The sequence below is a fragment of the Shewanella sp. MMG014 genome, from assembly GCF_018100775.1.
Lineage (GTDB): Bacteria > Pseudomonadota > Gammaproteobacteria > Enterobacterales > Shewanellaceae > Shewanella > Shewanella japonica.
Genome location: NZ_JAGJDZ010000003.1, coordinates 417,218 through 440,375 on the forward strand (window position 1 = coordinate 417,218; position 23,158 = coordinate 440,375).

At 41.1% G+C, this 23,158-nt stretch carries 21 protein-coding genes; 7 read left to right on the forward strand and 14 right to left on the reverse strand.

What is annotated here, in order from left to right; genetic code table 11:
- Positions 1 to 71 precede the first annotated feature (71 nt).
- The 5 genes from lpoB to J8L86_RS07130 all read right to left on the reverse strand — a co-directional run bounded on the left by lpoB (position 72) and on the right by J8L86_RS07130 (position 3,995).
- Positions 72 to 665: a penicillin-binding protein activator LpoB gene (gene lpoB / locus J8L86_RS07110; RefSeq protein WP_174567611.1), complete on the reverse strand. Its 594-nt coding sequence runs from the start codon at positions 663 to 665 to the stop codon at positions 72 to 74.
- A 39-nt stretch (positions 666 to 704) separates the two neighbouring features.
- Entirely contained in the window at positions 705 to 2,072 is a 1,368-nt protein-coding gene (locus J8L86_RS07115; RefSeq protein ID WP_055025111.1) for a hypothetical protein, read from the reverse strand.
- Positions 2,069 to 2,650 (reverse strand): peptide deformylase, encoded by a 582-nt coding sequence (gene def, locus J8L86_RS07120; RefSeq protein WP_211029518.1) that lies wholly within the window; start codon positions 2,648 to 2,650, stop codon positions 2,069 to 2,071. Before def ends, J8L86_RS07115 begins: the two co-directional genes overlap by 4 nt.
- A 133-nt stretch (positions 2,651 to 2,783) precedes the next feature.
- Positions 2,784 to 2,996, reverse strand: a complete 213-nt coding sequence (locus tag J8L86_RS07125) for a SlyX family protein (protein WP_055025112.1) — start codon at positions 2,994 to 2,996, stop codon at positions 2,784 to 2,786.
- Between the two features lie 33 nt (positions 2,997 to 3,029).
- Complete coding sequence (locus J8L86_RS07130; RefSeq protein WP_065109518.1) at positions 3,030 to 3,995, reverse strand: hypothetical protein; 966 nt, start codon at positions 3,993 to 3,995, stop codon at positions 3,030 to 3,032.
- 149 nt (positions 3,996 to 4,144) lie between these two features.
- On the opposite strand from J8L86_RS07130, the gene fkpA reads away from it, so the two are divergent.
- Positions 4,145 to 4,903, forward strand: coding sequence for an FKBP-type peptidyl-prolyl cis-trans isomerase (fkpA, locus tag J8L86_RS07135; protein WP_055025114.1), 759 nt, complete (start codon positions 4,145 to 4,147; stop codon positions 4,901 to 4,903).
- Between the two features lie 79 nt (positions 4,904 to 4,982).
- Here fkpA and J8L86_RS07140 read toward each other — a convergent pair whose 3' ends face one another.
- A complete protein-coding gene (locus J8L86_RS07140; RefSeq protein ID WP_080916640.1) occupies positions 4,983 to 5,951 on the reverse strand; it encodes a zinc transporter ZntB in 969 nt (322 codons plus the stop codon).
- A gap of 193 nt (positions 5,952 to 6,144) precedes the next feature.
- Between J8L86_RS07140 and J8L86_RS07145 the strand changes: the two genes are divergently transcribed.
- The gene (locus J8L86_RS07145; RefSeq protein ID WP_055025116.1) at positions 6,145 to 6,513 is read left to right on the forward strand and encodes a YacL family protein; all 369 of its coding nucleotides are present in this window, start codon (positions 6,145 to 6,147) and stop codon (positions 6,511 to 6,513) included.
- A 97-nt stretch (positions 6,514 to 6,610) separates the two neighbouring features.
- On the opposite strand, the gene J8L86_RS07150 is transcribed toward J8L86_RS07145, so the two are convergent.
- Together J8L86_RS07150 and narQ are read right to left on the reverse strand one after the other, a co-directional pair.
- A complete protein-coding gene (locus J8L86_RS07150) occupies positions 6,611 to 7,240 on the reverse strand; it encodes a response regulator (RefSeq protein WP_055025117.1) in 630 nt (209 codons plus the stop codon).
- On the reverse strand, positions 7,233 to 8,984 hold the full coding sequence (narQ, locus tag J8L86_RS07155; RefSeq protein ID WP_065109519.1) for a nitrate/nitrite two-component system sensor histidine kinase NarQ: 1,752 nt from the start codon (positions 8,982 to 8,984) through the stop codon (positions 7,233 to 7,235). The genes J8L86_RS07150 and narQ overlap by 8 nt, the downstream gene beginning before the upstream one ends.
- Before the next feature lie 243 nt (positions 8,985 to 9,227).
- Between narQ and nrfA the strand changes: the two genes are divergently transcribed.
- Both nrfA and J8L86_RS07165 read left to right on the forward strand, forming a co-directional pair.
- On the forward strand, positions 9,228 to 10,628 hold the full coding sequence (gene nrfA, locus J8L86_RS07160; protein ID WP_055025119.1) for an ammonia-forming nitrite reductase cytochrome c552 subunit: 1,401 nt from the start codon (positions 9,228 to 9,230) through the stop codon (positions 10,626 to 10,628).
- Between the two features lie 137 nt (positions 10,629 to 10,765).
- Entirely contained in the window at positions 10,766 to 11,251 is a 486-nt protein-coding gene (locus tag J8L86_RS07165; RefSeq protein ID WP_211029527.1) for a GFA family protein, read from the forward strand.
- Between the two features lie 94 nt (positions 11,252 to 11,345).
- Here the strand turns inward: J8L86_RS07165 and J8L86_RS07170 are convergent, their stop codons facing one another.
- The 4 genes from J8L86_RS07170 to J8L86_RS07185 all read right to left on the reverse strand — a co-directional run bounded on the left by J8L86_RS07170 (position 11,346) and on the right by J8L86_RS07185 (position 16,882).
- Positions 11,346 to 13,049, reverse strand: a complete 1,704-nt coding sequence (locus J8L86_RS07170; protein WP_211029529.1) for an insulinase family protein — start codon at positions 13,047 to 13,049, stop codon at positions 11,346 to 11,348.
- Positions 13,049 to 14,512: a pitrilysin family protein gene (locus J8L86_RS07175; RefSeq protein WP_348772648.1), complete on the reverse strand. Its 1,464-nt coding sequence runs from the start codon at positions 14,510 to 14,512 to the stop codon at positions 13,049 to 13,051. Before J8L86_RS07175 ends, J8L86_RS07170 begins: the two co-directional genes overlap by 1 nt.
- Positions 14,513 to 14,721: 209 nt before the next feature.
- On the reverse strand, positions 14,722 to 15,687 hold the full coding sequence (locus J8L86_RS07180) for a L,D-transpeptidase family protein (RefSeq protein ID WP_055025121.1): 966 nt from the start codon (positions 15,685 to 15,687) through the stop codon (positions 14,722 to 14,724).
- A gap of 268 nt (positions 15,688 to 15,955) precedes the next feature.
- Complete coding sequence (locus tag J8L86_RS07185) at positions 15,956 to 16,882, reverse strand: LpxL/LpxP family Kdo(2)-lipid IV(A) lauroyl/palmitoleoyl acyltransferase (protein ID WP_055025122.1); 927 nt, start codon at positions 16,880 to 16,882, stop codon at positions 15,956 to 15,958.
- A 102-nt stretch (positions 16,883 to 16,984) separates the two neighbouring features.
- On the opposite strand from J8L86_RS07185, the gene hldE reads away from it, so the two are divergent.
- The 3 genes from hldE to J8L86_RS07200 all read left to right on the forward strand — a co-directional run bounded on the left by hldE (position 16,985) and on the right by J8L86_RS07200 (position 20,196).
- The gene (gene hldE, locus J8L86_RS07190; protein WP_065109522.1) at positions 16,985 to 18,415 is read left to right on the forward strand and encodes a bifunctional D-glycero-beta-D-manno-heptose-7-phosphate kinase/D-glycero-beta-D-manno-heptose 1-phosphate adenylyltransferase HldE; all 1,431 of its coding nucleotides are present in this window, start codon (positions 16,985 to 16,987) and stop codon (positions 18,413 to 18,415) included.
- Positions 18,415 to 19,389: a hypothetical protein gene (locus J8L86_RS07195; protein WP_211029530.1), complete on the forward strand. Its 975-nt coding sequence runs from the start codon at positions 18,415 to 18,417 to the stop codon at positions 19,387 to 19,389. Before hldE ends, J8L86_RS07195 begins: the two co-directional genes overlap by 1 nt.
- Positions 19,390 to 19,713: 324 nt before the next feature.
- Positions 19,714 to 20,196 carry a TetR family transcriptional regulator gene (locus J8L86_RS07200; RefSeq protein ID WP_211029533.1) on the forward strand — a complete coding sequence of 161 codons (483 nt, stop codon included), beginning with the start codon at positions 19,714 to 19,716 and terminating at the stop codon, positions 20,194 to 20,196.
- Positions 20,197 to 20,538: 342 nt separating this feature from the next.
- Here the strand turns inward: J8L86_RS07200 and J8L86_RS07205 are convergent, their stop codons facing one another.
- Positions 20,539 to 21,903, reverse strand: coding sequence for a MipA/OmpV family protein (locus J8L86_RS07205; protein ID WP_247663252.1), 1,365 nt, complete (start codon positions 21,901 to 21,903; stop codon positions 20,539 to 20,541).
- A gap of 182 nt (positions 21,904 to 22,085) precedes the next feature.
- Positions 22,086 to 23,099, reverse strand: coding sequence for a sensor domain-containing diguanylate cyclase (locus J8L86_RS07210; RefSeq protein ID WP_065109525.1), 1,014 nt, complete (start codon positions 23,097 to 23,099; stop codon positions 22,086 to 22,088).
- Between the last annotated feature and the right edge of the window lie 59 nt (positions 23,100 to 23,158).

The window sequence follows — 23,158 nt, forward strand, 5'->3', positions numbered from 1 at the left end:
TTTATTATTGTTATATTCACGGTTATAAAAAAGCCGACTCAAGGTCGGCTAAATTTTATGGTATCAGAGGTTTATAGACCTAAGAAAGACTTAGATTTTACTTTACGAATTTCTTTTTCATCAGACCACTCGATTAGACCTGTTTCTAGATCCATTAGGCGCATAGTCATTTTGTAGTAAACATCTTTTGTGCTGCCATCTTGTTTTACGATGCTAGATAAGTTGCCGTAAAGCATGTATTGCGCACCAACTTGGCGACCAAATTTAATTGCTGTTGATGGGTCAACCATTCCTGCATTGTTTTGGTAATCTAGCTGCTTACGCACCGCATCCACTTTTGTCATATCGATAAAGCGGAACTTGCCTGAGCGAAGTAACTTGTTGCTGATAGTGTCAGTAACAGATTCTGTATCAATATGCTCTGAGGTTTTATTTTTAATTTTGTCGACGAAGATAATTGGGCGATCGTTTTGAGTCATTACAATCACAGGTGGGAAGGTCAACATGCTATCAACCATTTTAGCAGCAATAGCTTGCAAATCCGTTGAGCCAAAGTTTTCATTGACGGTTTCTACTTCAGTTGCGTCGCCATACTCAACCTTAGATTGACAAGCTGATAGCCCGATTGCAGCGGCTAAAACAAAAATCAGTTTAAAATGTTTCATAGTAAGTTCCATATTGAATATGACTTATAAATAGTCGAGTTAGATAATTATTGAATAAAAACGGGTTTGATTTCCAGTCTCTATCACCCAAATTAATGTTGCACGGTTTGGTTTTACATCAATTTTAGCCGCAGGACTGTTGCCTAAACGGATTTGATACTCGCCTGGCTCTATGTACTGGCGGGCAATTTGTGCTTGTCGAGGCAAGGTTAACCAACTTCGTCTGTCAGCTTGCTCTGTCACAACGTTAAAAATTTGCATTAATATTGCCGCCGCATCTGCTTCGTTATTACGGCGTTTACTGCCACTTTCGACGCTTCGAGTCATTTCAGACTTAGTATAGACCCGCGCAGCTTGACGCACCAAGGCTGCAGGTAAATCTTCTTTTAATGCATTAATTGCTAAGGCATCGATATTGGCAATAGGTTCCGCTTTTAATACTGTTCCGAGCCCTTGGATTGTGGATGGTGCAATTTGTTGCCTATGGGGCTGGTAAGTTGCAAGTGACACGGTTTGCCAGTTGCCATCAATAGTGAAGGGGACCGTTAGGCTTTGTTTTTCTGGTACAAAGCCTTTTTCAACCACCATAACTACTTGGCCTTGACCTTTTTTAGGTAAAATAGCATCACCCCAACGACGTTTAAATTCATCATATTGCGGCATGGAAAGTTGCTTGGCGAGTCGAACTAGGTCTTGTTGCAAGTACTTATTATTGGGAGTGATTTGAGCGGCTTTTCGGTAGTCAATGTACGCATCATTAGGCTCACCTAATAACTCATGCAATAAGCCAGTGGTGTAATAACTGTAAGCATTCAAAAACGAGCTAGTGACAGTACCTGTCGCTTGGTCTAGTTTGTTAATTTCGCTATCAATCGTACCGTTAGCCATTGCTCTAACTGACTTTTGAGATTTTTGGTAGCGTGCTTGTTCACTGCTTTGCAGTTGGTTACTGCGGCGAACTTCGACTAATGCACCCTGTGCATCGCCAGAAAAGAGATAATTAAAGGCTTGATATTGATGCACCATAATGCGCTCATAACCCGGTCCACGATAAGGGATGGCATTATCGTTTAATACTAAACTACTGGCGGTGGCAGTCAGATCAGAGGCGCTAATTGTGGCTCTGTCATCAAAGGCTTTATAAGCGCTAATCGCTTGTTCATAGTAGGTTTTACTGGCTTCAAAGTTACCAGAGACTTGAGCGACTCTCCCCGCTTCTTGTGCATACAACAAGCCATCATTACTGTCGATTTGTGCAGCTAGCTCAGGCAGCTTGGCTGCAGGAGAGGGACTGGCTAGGTTTTGTTTTATCGGCGCAATTTGAGATGGATAATTAATTAAAACGCTATTATATGCGCAGCCAGTTAAGCTGAAACAGATTAAGGCAATACTGAGCAATTTATTCATTGGCTCACACCTTGCCCGTCGAGTGATGGAGAATGTAAGTTATTGTATGACTGGTTGGGTATCGGAAAGTCAGCTTGATTGACATATTGCAGTTCTGGCATCTTGACCCGTTCAAGCAAGGTAATACCTTGCAAATGGTCAAACTCATGTTGAAAAATTCGTGCGATAAAACCGTCCAATTGCTGCTCGATACTATCGCCTTGAAGTGACTGATAACGAACAGTGATGCTTTTATGTCGTGTTACTTCAAGACGTTGACCCGCTATAGATAAACAGCCTTCATTCTCTGTTTCCATTTCTTCAGACACCGCAATAATTTGCGGGTTAATCACCACAGTCGCTTGGGTGAGTGGCGCGCCAGGATAACGAGAGTTAGGTTTAGAATGCATGATAAAGATAGCTAAATTACTGAAAACTTGTGGGGCTGCAATCCCCACTCCATGAGCCGCGTTCATTGTTGCTATCATACTGTTAGCCAGCTGAACCAAAGCTTGATCAAATGTCACCACAGCTTGTGTTTGGCGGGTTAAAATTGTTTCGCCAGTTTGGGCTATTGTCATGATGTCACTTGCAGGCATAACGTTCCTTAAATGTTTGCAGTTAATCTTGTATAAGTTAGGTGTAGCACAAGCTTACTTCGCGTTTTGCTTAGGACACCTTAGTTTTTGATTTCATGAGTAATCAATGTAACAAATAAAATGCAATGACACATTAATAGTGTGGCGGTGGTGTTTCTTCTGCTTGGGTTGCCATATTGCTTGGCTCCATCGCTTGCAGTTTATTGACGATTAATGACATTTGATGTTGTTGGAACGCAACTAAATCATTTAATTTAATGACTTCTTGGTTTAGCTCTTCGATTGTTGAATCTTGAAAAGCGATTTTCATTTCTAAATCATCAATTTTTTGTTGCATATCTTGCATGTTTTTCTCTCACATTGATGGGGATGAATTGCTTTAAGGTAGAGGTCCCCATGACTCAACTAAACCTTGATTACTGATACTGACTAAATTTTGCTGAGCATCACTTGCAATAGAGTATACAACGGCGCCTCTATTTTGACTGTTTTTAGTTAACTGAATTTGTCTATTGGCCAGTTTTTTACCCGATTGCACTTGCCAAAGGATAATTTCTTTTGAGGGTGACCCTGTGACGAGTATTTTATCCTGATGAATAAATCTAGCACTGCTGAAGGTCATTTGACGGCGGTTAATGGCTAATGAAGTGACTTCTTTGCCATCGCTGTTGTTATAGATATTTCCATTTCCGGTAATATCACTCGCGAAACTGAGTGAGCCACTTTGATTTAATTGCACTTTGCCGATACGAGAGCTGAACTGCCATTGGTGAATCGGTTGCCCTGTAGTGGCTTGCCATAAAATGACTTGTCCGTCATTAGAGCCTGTTAATGCACGTTGGCCATCTGCCGAAATAGAGACACTCGAGACGCGCTCATTATGGCCTAAAAACTTAATGAGACTTTGCTCAGGTGCTAGTGACATGACAGAACCATCAATTAATCCCACTAACGTTTGGGCGTTGTTGGCAATCGCAACTGACTGTGCCGATGCTGGCAGTGACCACCAACCGATAGATTGACCTGTTTCGACATTCCAAATGGCTAATGAATCGGTTGTGAGTGTTGCTGCATAGTGAGCATTGGCTGAAAATGCAGTATCAAACACATTATTGATAGTATTATCGGCCTTGTTACTGTGTTGCCAGCGATATTTTAAGCTTTCTTCCTTGAGATCCCATAATTGAACCCCATTACTTGAAGTACTGACGAGGGCAAGCTGCGCATCTTGAGACAAGCTCGCACTATAACTCGAGTCAGTCGTAATACTAAAGACGTTATCAGCCTTGGGCTGGCAGGCTGTCAGTGAGCAAATGCATAAAATCAGCATAATTAGTCGAAACATGAACTTGCTCCTATAAAAGTTGTCTTAATGGCTGCGTTATCATTCAGGCCATTGCTAAAAACACTTTATTTAGTATAAAGTGGCCAAATATATACAAAATTTTTACCTACCGGTTATTGTAACCGCTAAAGGACGCTGAGGAAGCTTTAATGAAATCTATTTACAAATTATCGTTAGTTGCATTGGCTGTTGTTGGTCTTACTGCATGTAACCAAGAACAAGAAGTTGTTGCCAAGAAAGTTGAATTAACAACTGATGCACAAAAAGAAGCTTACAGTGTTGGTGGCTCAATTGGTCGTTACATGGCAGGTCATATTACTGAACAAGAAGAACTAGGTTTTGCTGTTGATCGTGCTCTTGTTATTCAAGGTTTCAGTGATGGACTAGCTGATACGCTTGAGTTAACTGAAGAAGAAATGCAAACAGTACTTCAAGGACTTGATGCTAAGCTAAGTGAAAAACGTACAGAGCAAGCTGAGTTAATGGCGAGCAAAGCAGTTGAGGAAGGTAAAAAGTTCCTAGAAACTAACAAGGCGAAAGAAGGCGTTGTTACAACTGAATCTGGTTTACAATACGAAGTATTAGAAGCGGGTGAAGGCGAAACGCCAGTTGCTGAAGATACGGTTGAAGTACATTACAAAGGTACGTTAATTGATGGTACTGAGTTCGATAGCTCATACAGCCGTGGCGAACCAGCTAAATTCCCATTAAACCGTGTTATTCCTGGTTGGACTGAAGGTGTTCAGTTAATGCCTGTTGGCGCTAAGTACAAGTTCGTTATCCCATCAGAACTTGCTTACGGCGAACGTGATACTGGTACTATTCCAGCTAATTCAACTTTAGTATTTGAAGTTGAGTTACTTTCAATCGAGAAAGCACAAACTGAAGAAGCGCCAGCTGCTCAGTAATTGTGATAAAAAGAAAAGGACGCTGAGCGCGTCCTTTTTTTATGCCTAAATACTGGCTGAACATTTATCTACATTGGCTTTATAGCCACTTGAGGCGATAAAAAAGCCACATTTGCAGCGCAATAAGAACAATTAATCCCGCACAAAATGCCGAAAAAGCCCAAGGGATGTCAGTGCCTGGAATACCACCAATATTGACCCCTAGTAACCCAGTTAAAAAACCTAATGGTAGAAACACCGCAGAGATTAACGAAAGAAAATATAACCGTTTATTAAGCTGCTCCGACTGCTGAGATTGTAATTGCTCTTGAGTTACGCTTGCTCTATCACGCACAGCATCAAGATCTTCAATGACTCTGATTAAGGTTTCATTTATCTCACGTATGCGTAATTTGTGCTCATTATCAAACAGGAAATGACTATCATTGAGCAGTCGAGATAATGCGTCTCTTTGAGGTGAGAAGTAACGCCTTAGGGTCACTGTTTGTTTTCTTAATTCAGCAATATCCACTCGCAGCGTTGCCGCGCTAGGTAAGGTGATTTGATCGTCTAAGGTGTCGAGTTCATCTTCAAGGTTATGGATTAACTCCATTTTTCTTTCGGTTAATCGTTCGCACAAAGACACTAAAAAGTTAGCACTCGAGTTAATACTATTAGGGTGGTTAATGATCTGCTCGGCAATATCTTTAACCGATTGCAGTTGGCGCTCACAGGTGGAGATAATACGATGTTGCTGGGCATAGATTCGCATCGATACCATATCTTCAGGCGCTGAATTAGGATTAAGGTTTATGCCGCGCAGTGCCATTAAAATACCATCAGGAGAGCTCAATGTACGAGGGCGAGTGTGCTCTGCTAATAATGTGTCAGTTTCGGTTTGAGGCAACTGGGCGTTAATGATCCATTGTTGAGCGTCAGGATGGCTATAACGAAGATGCACCCAAAGTAATCCGTCATTAGGTTGCCATTGTTCAAGCTCACTTGCTGATAAACTTTTACCCGCATTCGATCCCGTTAACAATAAGCAATATATAAAGCCTGTATCCATAGGTATCCTTGTATCCTATTGTTGTAGCATTATTTATTTGGGGTTTAATCCTTAATGAAAATAATATTAGCATTGAAGGCGAAATAGAGTGAATTTATTCAATTAGGACATTTTCATTATTTACATGTCGTAACTAAGCAGGTTTCCGGAATTTCGGTTAAAATAGAACAAAGCCTTATAGTTGAGTTTTATCATGGAATACGAGTTTCGCCGTAACAGTTTAGACGGCACTGTGTTTGCTGAATTTAGCATGGAGCATGCCATATTAGGGCGTTTTTTTGCTGAGCAATTGGCTACTGATGTTAATCGTTGCGAAGCGATATTAGCTCAAATCGAGCTTATTCGTGCGAGTAAGAAAAATGAATGGTTAATGCAAAGCGAAGACTTAGCTATGGTCATTGATAGTGAACAGGTTAGAGTGTTTGTTAACGCGATTGATTTTGACGAAGACTTTGAGCTAGAAGAGGCGATGAGCATGTATGATGCGGAGTCAGAATCGTTTTGTGGGCTTGAGGATTTTGAAACAGCGCTAAAAAGCTGGATTTCGTTTATTAAGCAATAGCGGTTTGCTTACATGAGCAACAGATAAAGTATTCAATGTTTACATTTCAATAAAAAGGCGAACCTAAGGGTTCGCCTTTTTTGAGTCAGTTTGAAGACTAATGGTTTAAATATCTTACTGCCATTTCTGTACGGGATTTTGCATTGGCTTTACGGAGTAAGTTTTTAACATGCACTTTTACTGTGCCTTCACTGATATGCAGTGCCTCTGCGACAACACGATTACTCTTGCCTTCTGCTAACTCTTTAAGAATTTGCAGCTCACGTGGTGTGAGCGATGCTATCCAAGTTTCATCATTGTCAGCATTTTTCAGCTCGTAAATATACTCTTCAACTTCGTCGCTGATCACACGATGACCTAGCATGGCTTTTTTAAGTTGCTCAAGTAATAAATCAGGCTCAGTGTCTTTGAGTAAGTATCCGTCAGCCCCAGCTCGCAGCAGACGAACAACATCTTGTTTGGCATCTGATACAGTCAAAATAACAATGCGGGCTGTTACTCCTTCTTGGCGCATTGCATTAAGTGTATCTAAGCCTGACATGCCCTTCATATTTAAGTCGAGCAGAATAATATCCGGTTCGTCTTCACCGATGGCGGTTAACGCATCCAATCCCGTTCCTGCTTCACCAAACAGTTTAAAATCACCGTCTGAGGTTATTAACTGACAAATACCACGTCGAAGAAGCGGGTGGTCATCTACTACTAATACTGAATAAGGTTTACCCATTTAGAGGCTCCTGCTGGGGTGGAAATACGAGAGAGACTGTTGTGCCGCCCTTCGGATTATTATCAAACTTGACGCTGCCATGCAGTTTAGTTGCACGTTCATGCATGATCCCAATACCAAAATGCTGATCTCGTTCTTTTAGATGCGACACGCCAATTCCATCATCCTTGATATTGATGTGTATCATATCAGAATCTGCCAAAAAACAATCAATTTCTATTTTTGAAGGTTTTGCATGCTTGATTGCGTTGATTGTTGCTTCACGTGTCAGTTGTAAAACATGGATATGTTGTTTCGCTGCCAGTAAGTGTGGTGAGAGCTGATAGTTAAGATTAATTTCAATACCAGACTGCTTACGCAATTGGCTTAACATTACTTCAATTGCTTGGCCTAAATTAGGATCTTTGATGGTTAATCTAAAGGTTGATAAAAGTTCTCTAAGCTGGCCGTATGCGGTGCTCACTCCATCATTAATATCTATCAGCTGGGTTTCAACTTTGTCAGTAATACAATTGGGGTCCATTTGTTTGCGTAACAAACTGACTTGAATTTTTAAATAGGAGAGAAGTTGTCCTAATGAATCATGGAGCTCTCTGGCTATTACCGCTCGTTCTTCCATTAATGCTAGCTGCTGTCTTTCCTCTGTCGCATTATGAATAACAATTGAACGGGTTAGCATCATAGCAAAATTAACAAATAGCATATTATTGAGTGGTTTATGCGAAATTACCTCAATATAACCTAGGCTTTTATCTTCTAATTGTAGGTTATATTTTACCGGTTTAATTTGTGCTTCTTGGGTTGTATCAGCTGTGTGTTCTTGCTTATTGGTATCAATCCAGCCGTTGTCAGCTTCAATACAATCGACCGAGTTATCAACATGTTCAATAACCAGCCTGACATAATCTAAATCTTCAAACTGCTGTAAATGAGTGAGTGCTGAACTGAGTGATTTATAATCTAAGCTGTCGGCGTGAAGTCGAATAAGGTTGTCGTATAAGAAACTTAACTCATTATTTGCACGGGTTAACGCAATGGTTTTGTCATTCACTTGCCCCTCAAGATCTTGATATAGAGTATCGAGCTCAGAGGCGGTTTTTTTGAAAGCTTCCCCTAGTGCATGCAGCTCTACATATTCTGTCTGAGGTACATCAACCTTGAAATTGCCCTTAGATATCGCGTTGGCGACATCCATCAATTGGAGTATAGGCTCTACCATTCTGATACGAGTGTATCGGGTAGCAGCGGTGGCAACAATCAACATTAAAAATAACCCGATGATTTGGCCTATGACCAAAATACGCAGTTTGAGCGCTGCAAAGCGCTCCATTTCAAGCACTAATAAATCAATTGTATCAACGAAATCTTTTAACGAAGCTGAGTACAAATCTTGTCGATTATTTTCAATGTGGGAGCGCATTTGTTCCCACTTATTGATGACCAATAAATATTGCTGTGACAAGTCATCAGGACTGTACCAAGTTAATGAGCGTTCTAACGCTTCAGAGTGGAGTGTTGCTTCGAATAAACTTATCTTTTCATTCAGTAATTTCTCATCTCTGTCTAAAAATAATTTTAACCGATAACTTTGCATACGGAGCGAGCCTGATGCATTGATTGCTCGGGCATCACCAATACTGAAAGTAAGGTTGATAATTGAATACACCGCCAAGCTGGAAGAAATGAAAATTAAGACTAACATTAGTCTAAGAATAGTGGAGGTTAGGCTGCCTCGTTTTGTCATTTTAAATCCAACTTTGGTTTGTTTTTAATGCTCATAATAGCCAAATATTACTTTAGCGATGACTGTTTTATATTAACAGATAATCAAAAATGTGATGTACAACATATTAACATGTTGATCTAGCGCAAGCTTATTGTTCAATACTCATAAAGGGGTATTCTTAATTTAACCTTAAATGGATAAGTTTGTTCATGGAGATGTCGTGAATATTTAAAATAAAATGTAACACGGAGATGAACGGTGATGAAGATGAAAGGAAGAGTTATTGCGCTTAGCGCATTGATGGCAACCAGTTTTATGATGACTAGTGCAATGGCTAGTGATAAGACTGAACCTCGTAACGATGTTTACAAGGACAAGTATAAGCAGCAATTTGAAAGCTGGCACGCAACGTCAGAAAGTACTGAAATTGTTGATGTGCTAGAAGAAGATCCAAACCTAGTTGTGTTATGGGCAGGTTACGGGTTTGCTAAAGATTACAATAAAGCACGTGGTCACCACTATGCTGTGACTGATGTGCGTAACACTTTACGTACTGGTGCACCGACTGGACCAGATGATGGCCCAATGCCTATGGCTTGTTGGAGCTGTAAAAGCCCTGACGTACCTCGCATGATTGAAGAGCAAGGTGAAGACGGTTACTTCAAAGGTAAATGGGCTAAAGGCGGTCCTGAAATCGTTAACACTATCGGTTGTAGTGATTGTCACGTAAAAGGTTCACCAAAATTACGTATTTCTCGTCCATATGTTGACCGTGCTTTAGAAGCCATTGATAAGCCATTTGATAAAGCTTCTCGTAAAGACAAGCAATCAATGGTTTGTGGTCAGTGTCACGTTGAATACTACTTTGAGAAAACAGCTGACCGTAAAGGTTATGTGAAATTCCCATGGGATAACGGTACCACTGTTGAAGAAATGGAAGTGTACTATGACGCAATCAACTTTGCTGATTGGACTCACGCAATTTCTAAAACACCTATGTTAAAAGCACAGCACCCTGGTTATGAAACTTGGATGTTAGGTATGCACGGTAAAAACAACGTAAGTTGTACTGACTGTCACATGCCACGTGTTGCTAAAGCAAACGGTAAAGGTAAGTTCACAGACCATAAAGTGGGTAACCCATTTGATCGTTTCGACGAAACTTGTGCAACTTGTCATGAAGGCAAAACAAAAGAGTTCATGATGGAAGTAACACATGAGAATCAAAAAAGTGTTACTGAAATTAAGCTAAGAGCTGAAACTCAGCTTGTACACGCTCACTTCGAAGCAGGTGCAGCTTGGGATGCTGGTGCGACTGAAGCGGAAATGAAACCTATCTTAACTGATATTCGTCATAGTCAATGGCGTTGGGACTTTGCAACTGCATCTCACGGTGTTGCTGCTCATGCTCCAGCTGAAGCATTACGTATTCTAGGTGGCGCAGTTGATAAAGCAGCTGATGCGCGTATCAAGTTAGCGCAATTACTTGCAGCTAAAGGCGTTAAAATGCCAATCGCTATTCCAGATATCTCGACTAAAGCTAAAGCACAAAAAGCCTTAGGTATGGACATGGATAAGATGAATGCTGATAAGCAAAAATTCTTAAAAGACCTTGTTCCACAATGGGATGCTGAAGCTAAAAAGCGTGAAGCAACTTACTAATAACACGATGTAATTAACATTAGTGTTGAGATAAAAAGCCCTCTTAGAGGGCTTTTTTTTGGGGCTTTAAAACCATTCATTATCATGTTACTACTATCTGATAGATCATAAGGAATGACGACAAAGCGGGGCGTATCATGAGTGATAATCACATCAATACTGAAGAAAAGGAAACTCCAAGCAATCAAGATGTTACTGGATCTGAGCAGAGCCGCGGCTCTGATGATTTTATACATCAAGGAGGATGTTTATGCGGTGCAATTCGCTATCAGATTACACATCGTCCTTTTGACGCGGATTATTGCCATTGCAGTCAATGTCAAAAATCTTCTGGTGCTGTTTTTCAAGCGTGGATGGATTTTAAGGTTGAGCAGGTCGAGTGGATTGCGGGCAAGCCCGTCGAATTTGCCTCTTCTGAACATGTTCGCCGAGGTTTTTGTCAGCAATGTGGCTGTACGATCAGTTTTAGAGATACTCGCCACCCAGGCTACTATACTTTGACCATTGGCTCGCTAGACAACCCAAACCTTATTCACCCGAATTACCATATTCATACAGCGAACCAAGTGAGTTGGCTTAATATTCTTGATACCTGCGAGCGCTACCCGCTTGATCGCAGTTAATTACTCAAAAAAGCTTATCGGCGCATCGCTTGCTGGCTAGGTTACAGCGTCTCTCATTAGAGGCTGTAACGCTAAGCTTGTTATGGTGAGACTGTTATGGAGAGATAGTTATCACTTGCCAGTGTGGTAGCTTCTCATTTAGATCCGGGATGATTTTATCGGCATCGCCACGCAAAACAATAACGGGATTACCTTCAAAAACATGGTTAGCCATGGTTGTTATTGCTTTTGGTGTCAGTGAGTTAAGGGTTTCATGTTGTAATTGCTCAAAGCTAGCTGTTCTACCTAAAAGTAAGTTGTTAATATAACGGCTTTCTTTGCCGTATTTATGGTCGCTTGCCAGTTGTTGTTTACCCATTAAGTAAGTGATCACTGCATTAATTTCAGTCTGTTTAGCTGCTTGTTCTTTTAACAACTGAGTATGATCGATTATTCCTTTTAGGAATGCGCCAGAATTCTCTAGTGAAGTGCTGCCATAAAAATACAGGTATTGACTTAATGGCGCATCGACACAGCGACCGTAAATACCATATGTGAGCCCACGTGTTTCACGTAAATCATAAAATAGCCGCCCTGAGTAACTTCGACCGAGTAATGCTGCGATGGTTTTGCAATCGGTACTATTTTGATGGTGATTTGTGGTGTTGACCAGATCAGGTTTTGCTAACACAAAGCCTGCTCGAGCTTGGGTTTGAACAGCATCTTTAGCGTCAATGATAAGAATTGTCTGTGTTGATTGTTTTGTTGCTGAACCAGTGCTGTTGGTAATGATATTTGGTTGTATTTTAGTCAAGTTAGGCTGAGTTGTGGCTAACCAAGTTGGCACAAAAATATCAGAGTTGGTTATGGTTGCGTTTTGCTTGTTGGCAGAGCTAGTTGAAGTGCTACTCGAAAGGTTATTCAATTGACTATTCAATGGGCTATTCAATGGGCTATCCAATGGGCTATTCAAAGAGCTCTGAGCAACACCATGTGTAGCCGAAGTTATTGGAGAGGGGATAAATAAATGCCATTGAAGTTGCTGACGTATTTTGTTGTGTAAAGTTTGCAGTGTCGTGTTATCTAGCTCATTGATTGCTGACTGATTGCGAACATTGAGATTGTAAGGGTGCTGTTGTCCTAATAGCTGCTGGCGAAATGTCGTGTCGATTTCAGAACCAGTAAAAGCACCAATGTGTTTATTAAGTTTCAAGTTGCGTTTGACGGTTGCAATATTGATGTCGCTTAGCGCACCTTTTTGCCAAAACTGCCAGAGCTGTTGCTGCAATTGTTGATCGGTTGCGCTGCATTCAATGGTCATTCCTACGCTATGAAGACTGGCTCTTATCTTAATGCTGCTCAAGCAGCTTGCCATTTGTGGTGAGTAGGAGGTTGTATTGGCCATTTCTTCAAGTTTTTGCTTGAAAGCTTCAACTAAAATATCGGGGTGAGTTATCGGTTGCTGGGCTGAAATGCCGATTAAGTATAGTCGATTTAACCCAGAGTCATTAACCGCACTTGATGGCCACTGATGAGCGTGAAACTGCTTTGTTAAGGTTATGGTGTGCGGTAACTGATAAGCAACTGGTTTTATAGCTTTAGATTGTGCTTGTTGAGTAGCCGCCAATAACCGGGATAAATCGGTTGACGTATTGCTAGCAGAGGTGTGGTTTTCTGGAACGTCAAATGACGGAATGTTCGGCGCTTGCGCTTCGGTAAAGTGAATGGGTGAGTGCTGACAACCTAATGTCATTAATGCCAACATTATCATGCTGCTGGTAATAATGAGTTTGGGATGTTTGTTTTTTTGTATCAACATTATAGCGCCCAGCCTTCTAGCGTCTCAGCCATTCCTTGGGGTAATACTTCAAGTACGCTTTTACCCCATCGAATGTACCAAGGTGGTAGCAAGTCCACTCGAACTGTTTTATCAATAAAATACGCTTGGGTAACTCGCGATATATCATCAGGAAGTACTGCTTGAATACGCTGCCATGGCTGCGTTAATGGCGCATATTTATCTCTATTGGCTGTATTTGATAAGTGTTTAGCAAGTGTTTGCGAGTGCGAAAACTGCTGTAACTGTTGAGATAGTGCTAAGGTTTTAAGTTCACATAATTGTTGCTCTGTTATCCCATTGGTCATGATGTCGGTAAATAGTGAATCAGTTAATTTCTGTAGCTCATTTAGTGAGGTGTTTGCCCGCGGGACGAGAACCAAATTGGTGACGCCGTGATTCTCCATTGTTAATGGAATTGAATAACTGAGCATGTGAGATGGCGATGCTAATGTTTGCTTAGCGAGAGCGCTGCGTAGGTTTTGAAATAAATATCCTTGCAGTAAAGAAATAGCTTCATAATCAGCATGCTCTCTTCCAACAGTATGCCAAGCCATAAGGATTGCTGGCCATGGACCACGCTCATCGACGATTTCTGTTTGAATTGCTTTAGCATTAATACTGAGTTGTTCGAAGCTATCATGAGGAATATTTGGTGATGTCCAGCCTGAAAAGTGCTGTTTTACAAGGGCAAGACTGTCTTCTTCTAAATGGCCTACTAAGGATAATTGCATTGCGTCAGGGCGATAGTAACGTTGATGAAATGTCTGTAATGCTGAGGCTGTAGCACTGGTGACGTCCTGTTTACTGCCAATAATCGCATGTGCATAGGGACTGCCTTTTACTTGCGATAATAAAAACTCCATAGCGGGACGTATGTAGGGTTGATTATCAATGCTAGTTGCCATTTCCTCTAAGACAGCACCTTGTTGATTGTTGACTGTTTCAGCTGATAACACTGGGTTAATAAAGCGATCAGCCTCTAAAAATAAACTTAAAGCCAAGGCTTGAGCTGGGATAGTGGCGTAGTAATTGGTGTAATCAAAATGAGTACTGGCATTAAACTGAGCTCCTATTGCACTCATGGTTCTTGGGTAGCTATCTGCTGGTGCATTAAGGCTGCCTTTAAACAGAAGGTGCTCAAATAAGTGTGCATAGCCTGATTGTCCACTGGGTTCGTTCCTAGAACCAACATTAAATTGACTGGCAATGGAGACAGTGGCTTGTTCGGGTCTGTGTACTTGTCTCAATATTAATCCGTTATCGAGCTCTGTTAGCGCTATTTGGTTTTCAATATGTTGTAGTTGGTTGATTTGCGACTGAAGCAGACATTGGGAGTTGGCTTGCAGTTGAGGGCTGAGCACGACACTGATAAAAGACATCCCATAAGCAATATATTTTTTAAAACTAGAGCGCTTAGGCGGAATGAAGTCAGGTTGTGTCACTATGTCACCAGCATATTCGTAAATGATGTTGATTAGATTACTTTTATAGCGCTTGTTACTCAAGTTTACTTATTAAGATGGGGAAATAGCAAAAAGCCCAAACGCACTTGAGTGGCACTTGGGCTTTAATCGAAATAACTGCTGATTTGCTAGTGTTAGTCAGCGCTTAATCACTATTGTTGTTCACACTAACTGTTTAAACACCGTGTCTAATCAGAGTTTTTTGGACTCAATTGTTGCTCATTATGAGCTTGCTGAGCTGTATTGATGCGGGTCGGAATACCAGTACGTTGCTCTAATAAGCGTTTAAGCGTAAATGAATCGGTATCAGCATGCGCCACAATCGCAGTAATTTGTTTGTTTAGGGTTAAAGGGAGTTGCTCATTCGACTCAAACTGCTCAATGGTTTCAGACAGTGGTTGATGAACTTCTAAATAACGATTTCCGTCAGGTTCAACAGTAGCCTTAATCGGTTGGTTAACAAACTCGACTCGTGTGCCTACAGGTACGCTATTAAACAGGTGCTCGATGTCATCTTCTCTAAGTCTGACACAGCCTTGGCTGACTCTCAGACCAATGCCGAACGAGGCATTAGTGCCATGGACAGCGAATAAATTACCAACGTAGAGCGCGAAAAGCCCCATTGGGTTATCAGGGCCAGCTGGCCAAACATCGGGTAACTCAACGCCTTTTGCTGCGTATATTTCACGTGTTTTTTGAGTAGGAGTCCATGTCGGATTCGCACGCTTGCGGTACACTTGAGTGACCCAATTCTCTGGTGTATCTCGTCCAACTTGACCTATGCCTATAGGTAATACTTCAACAGTGTTGGTCCCTTTAGGGTAGTAATATAAACGCATTTCAGCGCTATTAATCACAATTCCTTTACGAGGCGCATCTGGCAAAATTAACTGATGAGGAATAACCAGTGTGCTACCAGGCTTAGGTAGATATGGGTCGACACCAGGGTTGGCTTCCATCATGTTGCTCAAGCCTAACTGAAACTCAGCAGCAATGGCTTCTAGGGTAAGTTTACCCTCTGGAACCACGTAATACTGGTTTTCACCAATTAATCGACTTTCTTTAGCTGGCAGACGGTATTCAACAGCTGCAGCATTGAGACTCGTTAATAAGGCTGATATAGCAATTAAACTGACGCAAAACGACTTAATCATATGGGCGACGGATTCCTAATTTTGTTTACAGTGGTCAATTATTATTAAGTATTAATTTTATACCAAATATATATTAACTAATACTTAATAATTAACCCTTAAAGGGTAACAAGTTTGGCATCCTTGATCATTCTTATACTGATTTCAAGCTAGGTGGTGTTTGAAATCAGTTTTACCCTTACGTTTCTTTTGAATATTAATCACTGATTAAATCCCTTTTTATGAGTGATTAATCTTTAATTATTTTATTTAAAAGCCTTCCGAGTATTTATTGATATAAGGAAGGGGTTTCTTTAGTCGGTCTAGTTTTGAACCTTCTATGTAACCACATGTATTGGCTACGGTTTCTATCAATAATGTTTTCAATAATCTTGTTACCACGAATCGCATCTTCGAGTTCATTGTCACCAGGGAAATTATCCAGTGGCGGCATGATTTCCATGTGATAACCGCTATCGTCAGCGTTTCGTTCAACGAAAAAAGGCAATACCTTGGCTTTACCAAGTTTCGCCAGGGTCGTTGCACCAGTAATTGTGGCGGCATCTGGTACTGCGTAAAGCGGAATAAATACCGCACTAGAGCGACCAAAGTCTTGATCTGCTGTATACCAAATCACATCGGGATTTCGCAGGCTTCTGACCATATTACGAAGATCACGTTTAGGTACAAGACCTTTATTCGAACGTAAGCGGCCATTGACCTGTAAGTACTCCATCACAGGGTTATCATGCGGGCGATAAACCCCGATTCCTGGCTGGAATTGGCCAAACATTCTTGCGCCCATTTCTAATGGTAAACAGTGCACTGCAAACAAGATGACACCATTGCCATTATCTAAGGTGTCACGCACGTGCTGATCGCCTTTCATGGTCATATGACGTTGCACTTTATCATTAGACCACCACCATGCGTTGATGGTATCAAATAAGGCTTTGCCGGTTTCTTCAAAGTTGCGTGTTAATAAAGCTGCTCTTTCTTGCTCTGGCATATCAGGAAAACACAAACTTAAATTTCGCTCTGCTGTGTGCTTTCTACTGCCAGCAAATTTCAACACTAAACGGCCTAACCCTTTACCCATTGCCATTTGCCAACGCAAAGGTAATAGTTGAGTTAGCCTCATTAATCCAACACCTAACCATAGTGGCCAATGTTTAGGATGTAATAAATGAGAACCAAATTGCGCTTTTTCTACCACGGAACACTCACTTTTAAATCAAATTAGTTTCTATTCTAACTTAATTTTATAGCAAAATTAGGTACAATCACCGTTTAATGTCAGCAAAAGAAAAAGTTTACTATGAAGGTATCTCTCCCAGCATTCGAAAAAGCCCGTGTACTAGTTGTCGGTGATGTCATGCTTGACCGCTATTGGGTAGGGCCTACAGGGCGAATTTCACCAGAAGCGCCCGTGCCAGTAGTTAACATTAAAGACATAGAAGACCGTCCAGGTGGTGCTGCAAACGTGGCATTGAATATTGCCGCATTAGGTGGGCAAGTTCAGCTTGCAGGCATTGTTGGTGCCGATGAAACAGCCCAAGCATTGACCGTAGGTGTTCAAGCTCAAGGTGTAGAACCGCGTTGGTTAACTGTTGCCGACAAACCAACCATCACTAAATTACGTATTTTTTCACGTAACCAACAATTAATTCGCCTAGATTTTGAAGAGAAATATAGTCGCGCTGACAGTGATAACTTATTAAACACCAGTGAACCAATTTTAGATAATGTCGATGTACTGGTCTTGTCCGATTATGCTAAAGGCGCAATTGATTCCCCTGTTGATTTTATTGCCAAAGCACGTGCTAAAGGCGTGACCGTATTGGTTGACCCGAAAGGCAGTGATTTTTCTCGTTATCGAGGTGCATCATTATTGACGCCAAACATGAGCGAATTTGAAGCCGTAGTCGGCCCTGTCGTAGATGAGGCGGATCTCATTGCCAAAGCTAAAGGCTTAATTGAACAATTTGAGCTAGGGGCTATTCTAGTCACTCGTTCAGAAAAAGGCATGACGTTAATTAGCCAAGATGAAGCTGAACTACATATCCCTACGGTTGCCCGTGAAGTTTATGATGTGACTGGTGCAGGCGATACAGTGATTTCTGCGTTAGCCAGTTCATTAGCTGCCGGCAGTTCAATGGCACAAGCTTGTTCTATTGCCAATATGGCTGCAGGAGTTGTGGTTGCAAAATTAGGTACTGCAACGGTAAGCCGAATTGAATTGATTGAAGCACTTGCATTAAATCAAGGCGAGTCAGGCTTTGGTGTGGTCTCAGAAGATCAGTTAATGTATGCCCTTGAGCAAGCCAGACTACGTGGTGAAAAAGTGGTCATGACCAATGGTTGTTTTGATATTTTACATGCTGGGCATGTGAGTTATTTACAACAAGCCAAAGCTTTAGGCGATCGTTTAATTGTCGCCGTAAACGACGATGCTTCAGTTAAACGCTTAAAAGGTGAGGGAAGACCGGTCAACCAAGAGGACCGCCGTATGGCAGTGCTTGCAGGTTTAGCGTCTGTTGATTGGGTGATTCCGTTTAGTGAAGACACACCACAACGTGTTATTAGTCGTTTATTACCTGATGCGTTGGTTAAAGGCGGTGATTATAAAGTCGAAGAGATTGCTGGCGGAGCTGAAGTTATGGCAGCTGGTGGCACGGTTGAAATCTTAGGGTTTGAAGATGGCGTATCAACCACAGCGATAATCGAAAATATTATGGCTAAAAAGTAGTGAAATTTCTGGCCCTGATTATTGGGCTTAGTTTTTTCAGCGCTATTATTGTTGGCGTTAGTCCTAAACAGGCTAACGCTAGCTCATTAAGTCGTGAGAGCCATAATCGTTTCAACCCCCTTTCTTACCCCAGTTATTCCTCTCTATATTCAATCGGCCAAATACATCAACTGACTGATAAACAAGCGCTGATTTGTCCAATTGCTCATTATATTTCTTGCATAAAACAGCTACCCGCGAGAGTGTCTGCACAATTGCCTTTACGTCAGTCGGTAACACAAAGCTTGGGTCTTAAAACTGCGATGGTAATGCCAGTTGTTGATCAAGATATTGCAGGTATCGTGGTGATAAATGACAAGCTGCCAGTGATTAATCAAAGTGTGGCACTTAACGGTCAAGCGTATCAATTTAACCTTGAGCAACAAACTCAACTGACTTTGTGGCATGAGCTAGGGCACCTTGAAAATATTTCGCTGCAAGAGAGTCATTTATTGCTGCCATTAACCCCTTACCAGCACGAATGGCTTGCTGATTACTACTTAGCGTGGCGCTTAGCTCATGAGTCTGGAAATGTGTCACTGATTTGGCAGCAGTTGCATAGACGCAATATTGCTGTGATGAATACCACTGGTAATATTGGCCATTGGAGCTCTCCACAATTATTGTGGCTACTAAATCGCTATGAAGTTGATGATATTATTGCTTTTGAACAATATGCTGACTTCATCGCTGATGCTTATCCCCACGCGCCGCAAATCAATGACACCGAAATGGATGAAATATCAAGCCTGATGCAACGCACATTTGGCCGTGGCGCCGTTCAAGCTTTGCCGCATTATATGTTTTGGCAACAGCAGCGTTTAATTGAAGTATTACATCCGACGTTAGTGCACCTGATGGGAGCTGAACTTGCTAATGCATGGCTAATTCAGCAGTTCTCAGAAGCCGAAAAGGTTATAAGCACTGATGAGTAAAACTGTCAGGTTTGAACCATGATGAAAATGTTTCAGTTAGCGTAGACTGTTGTCATGAATATTTACATTTCAATCTGAAACGCTTTCAAATAGTGTTTACCGCTAGCTAAATTATTAAAAGCCTTATTATTGACTGACGCAGTGGCTATTTCTGTAAGATTAATTGGTGATATGTTTGCTCTTTAGCCAATGTTAAAATCCATAGTTAAAGTGCGTGTTAATAAATTGTACTTTTTAAAAAGACAAGCTAGATAAACATTTGATAGGCTATGCAAAATTTCATTTCATTGAGGTAGTTACTAGAAATAGTAACGATATTTTTGTATGGCAAAGCGTTCTAGAATCGATACTGAAATCACCATAAAATTGATTTTAGATGAGGCGTTTGAGCAAATCCTGACAATTGGGTTTGAAAACATGTCTTATACATCGTTATCAAATGCTACAGGTATCAGCCGTACAGGAATTAGCCATCATTTTCCCCGAAAGGCAGACTTTCTTTCGTGTTTAGATTCACGTATTTCAGCTCGTTTTTGTGAAGGGTTAGATTTTAGCTCTGTGCAATTACTTGAGTCTTCATGGCGACATTTCATTAGTCAAGATCACGCTAAAGCCGTCCTTAAATTGTTTTTTAGCTTGTGTGCTTCTAGCCAGCAAATTCAGGGACGCTTCAACACAGTTAACGATATTCGTTATAAAGCGCTGATGAGATTAGGTGATGAAGGTGGCTTTTGCATTGATAGGTTAATTGGTCAAAGCGCTGTGACCATGTTTAGTGCACAAACTGAAGAAGCTGTAGCGGCTTAAAACCTCATAAAGGCTAGGGCCTGTTGATCTTTGCTGGTTAAGTTTTGTTCGAAATAAAAGCGTTTTAATTGAGGCGGATGGATTGATGCCTAATCATCTAAGCAAAATTTATCCAACAAAGAGTAAAACGCTTTTACTCGAACCCTTTGGGCAGCGTTTGTTGGCCATTTTTACTGCGTTATTAACTTTTTATGTAGAATAACTACACCACAAAGTCTCTTCCTTGTATAAATGGCCAACAATTCGCTGCAAAAACAACCTTGAAAGATCAACAGGCCCTAGTCATTGTCTTTTCCCTGTGCCCTGTGCCATAAAGCTGCGCAGGGGAGGTCATCAAAAAACTTAGAAATGCCACTGTACATAGATGGTGTTGTAGTTACTGCCACCTTTAATGCGCCCGAAAGCTGAGCTTGTTTCGAAAATGCCTGAACGATGATGAATACTGTAACCTAGCCATGCATTTTTTAATGGCGCATGGTTAAATACATCGCCTAGATTGACGTCAAATGAGAAGTCTAAATAATTAAGTAACTTTGATGGTCGGTAATCTTTTTCATCTAACTCACTGCCTTCAATGTAGGTGACATCAGACACATAAGACAAGCCTTCTGCAACACCAAGGCGGAAGCGCCAGCCTAAATCAAAGGTATAAAATGCCTTAACTCCGATGACACCTTCAGCTAAATTGTCTTGCACTTCAGAATCATGATGCCAAACACCACCCGCAGTAAAATAAAGATCAATTGGGAGTGTGAATAAATTGTCTGTTAAGGGTATGCCATAAAATAACGACGTCATTTGGTTGTTATAACGGTCACCTTTTGCATTGCCTGTTAGGATATCATTTAAGTTTGAAGGCGTGGCCCAACCGTGCGCGACCCTTAAAAACTCACCACTTTCCTTAGGTATTGGGTTGGTATTAGGTCGTTTAGCATCGGGGTAAAAACCAAAACCGAAGAAGGATTCTAATTGATATTGGTTTTCGATTGTCGGTAAATCATAAATATCATCTTCAAGGCGCGTGACGCCAAAGTTGGCAAGCAAGTATAAGTTACTGGCAAGGTGGTAACGGGTATTTAACCCTGCAGAAAACGCTAGACCTGCACCAGGATCAATTTGATCTAGCCCGTAATAGTGCTCATTAAATGAATCACCTTTCCATTGAAATTCTGCATATGGGTTTAATTGCCAATCACCCGCCGTCCAGTGATATTGTGTTCGAGTATAGGCGTAATAGCGTTTATCTCCATCACTTAAAAAGGCAACATCAGCTTCTAATCCATCTTTTTGAAAGCGATATTGCACACCAAAATCAAACGCATCTGATTGAGTTTGATTTTGATATTCTTGGGGAATATCGACAAAACGAAATCGAGTATATAAATTGACTTGATGTTCTTGATGACTCCACAAATGGACACCGGCTTCTAAACCATCAATAAAAAAGTAATCATTTTCAAACTCGATTAATGGCATGACATCCGTAACAACATCTGCTTCAGTTGCGTAAGGAATATCGGCGCGACGCATGCCAATGCCGACTCCCCATGTTGAAGGAAAGTATTTTTCTGACTCGCTTTCTTGTGCCTTGCTCGTTTGAGTTGTATTTGACGTAGATGTAGCCGTTGAAGGGCTATTATCACTGGCATAAGACATTAAAGGGCTAGTGCATAATAAGATCGCACATAAGCGAGAGAAGTTAGACATAGTGCTTTAATACCAATAATAATGGAGTAATGGACTTTACAAACCACTTACAAATTGTTTAGTGGCTAACAGATGTATTTTATTGAATATTAGTGGATTATAGCATGACGTTTTTTAAAGTAATCAGTCCCCAGCTTTTTTTGTAGCAAACTGTTAACTTCTTTTGTTACTGATGAAATTGATTAGCGAATCGATTGAATAAGGGTTTTGGGTTGTTGCCAAAAAGAATAGTTATGTTTTCCTGCTTGTTTAATGCCGTACATGGCATTATCAGCTTGCTCACAAACTTCAGCAAAAGTGTCGTGTTTTGCAAAGCAACTAATGCCGATACTTAAGCCTAATGATACCGACTTTTCTTCTATAGTGACGTTCTGCTTGTAATGATTCACTAATGACCCCGCCAAAATACTAATGAGTTCATATTCTGAAATCGCTGTGATAATGACAAACTCATCTCCACCAATTCTAGCAATGCTCACTTGTTTACTCGCTAATAGCTTATCAGCATAGTGTTGCAGGGTTTGGCTGATATTGATTAGTGCTAGGTCACCAAATCGGTGGCCATGATGATCATTGATCATTTTAAAATTATCAACGTCAATAAATAACAAGGTTCCAGAGTCAAAGTTGGCATCGTGTTGTAAGGATTTGAACGCTTTTTTAGCTGCGTTTCGATTGAGTAAATCAGTAAGCGGATCGCGATGCGCCAGTCTGGCTAAATCGAGTTGGTAACGTTTTTCTTGGGTGATATCGATGTGGGTGCCGAGGATTTTTAACGGTTTACCATCTGATGTGTATTCTACAATTCTGCCACGATCAGAAACCCATCGTACGCTTCCATCTTTGTGGATCATTCGATGTACGGCTTGGTACACGTTTTCTTTGCCTTCAATATGATCTTCAAAAGCTTTAATGACCCAGTCTTTATCATCTGGATGCAAACTTCCTTTCCAACTTTCCATATTCGCGGCATATTCTTCACGGGTGTAACCCAGTAATGACCCCCACTCTTGATTATAGATAAGTAAATCACCAGAAGGGACGTGTTGCTCCCACAAACACAACCCTGTGCCGTCAAGCGTTGCTGAAAGCTGCTGTTGCAAGTGAATGTTATGTTGTTTTAGGGCTTCATTCTCGCGCGTTAACCGCTCTATTTCTGCTGCTAATGCACTGAGTTGCGAAGCTTGGGTATCCATATGGGTCAATCATCCGTGTTCGTCAGAAAAGAACTCAATCTACTTTTGTACTTTTTTTA

Bases quoted from the DNA above. Each gene is read 5' to 3' on its own strand.
- nrfA (WP_055025119.1), top strand. From the start codon at position 9,228: ATGAAGATGAAAGGAAGAGTTATTGCGCTTAGCGCATTGATGGCAACC.
- narQ (WP_065109519.1), bottom strand. From the start codon at position 8,984: ATGACAAAACGAGGCAGCCTAACCTCCACTATTCTTAGACTAATGTTA.
- J8L86_RS07165 (WP_211029527.1), top strand. From the start codon at position 10,766: ATGAGTGATAATCACATCAATACTGAAGAAAAGGAAACTCCAAGCAAT.
- J8L86_RS07150 (WP_055025117.1), bottom strand. From the start codon at position 7,240: ATGGGTAAACCTTATTCAGTATTAGTAGTAGATGACCACCCGCTTCTT.
- hldE (WP_065109522.1), top strand. From the start codon at position 16,985: ATGAAGGTATCTCTCCCAGCATTCGAAAAAGCCCGTGTACTAGTTGTC.
- J8L86_RS07170 (WP_211029529.1), bottom strand. From the start codon at position 13,049: ATGTTGATACAAAAAAACAAACATCCCAAACTCATTATTACCAGCAGC.
- J8L86_RS07115 (WP_055025111.1), bottom strand. From the start codon at position 2,072: ATGAATAAATTGCTCAGTATTGCCTTAATCTGTTTCAGCTTAACTGGC.
- lpoB (WP_174567611.1), bottom strand. From the start codon at position 665: ATGAAACATTTTAAACTGATTTTTGTTTTAGCCGCTGCAATCGGGCTA.
- J8L86_RS07145 (WP_055025116.1), top strand. From the start codon at position 6,145: ATGGAATACGAGTTTCGCCGTAACAGTTTAGACGGCACTGTGTTTGCT.
- J8L86_RS07210 (WP_065109525.1), bottom strand. From the start codon at position 23,099: ATGGATACCCAAGCTTCGCAACTCAGTGCATTAGCAGCAGAAATAGAG.
- J8L86_RS07200 (WP_211029533.1), top strand. From the start codon at position 19,714: ATGGCAAAGCGTTCTAGAATCGATACTGAAATCACCATAAAATTGATT.
- J8L86_RS07125 (WP_055025112.1), bottom strand. From the start codon at position 2,996: ATGCAAGATATGCAACAAAAAATTGATGATTTAGAAATGAAAATCGCT.
- def (WP_211029518.1), bottom strand. From the start codon at position 2,650: ATGCCTGCAAGTGACATCATGACAATAGCCCAAACTGGCGAAACAATT.
- J8L86_RS07130 (WP_065109518.1), bottom strand. From the start codon at position 3,995: ATGTTTCGACTAATTATGCTGATTTTATGCATTTGCTCACTGACAGCC.
- J8L86_RS07140 (WP_080916640.1), bottom strand. From the start codon at position 5,951: ATGGATACAGGCTTTATATATTGCTTATTGTTAACGGGATCGAATGCG.
- fkpA (WP_055025114.1), top strand. From the start codon at position 4,145: ATGAAATCTATTTACAAATTATCGTTAGTTGCATTGGCTGTTGTTGGT.
- J8L86_RS07180 (WP_055025121.1), bottom strand. From the start codon at position 15,687: ATGATTAAGTCGTTTTGCGTCAGTTTAATTGCTATATCAGCCTTATTA.
- J8L86_RS07205 (WP_247663252.1), bottom strand. From the start codon at position 21,903: ATGTCTAACTTCTCTCGCTTATGTGCGATCTTATTATGCACTAGCCCT.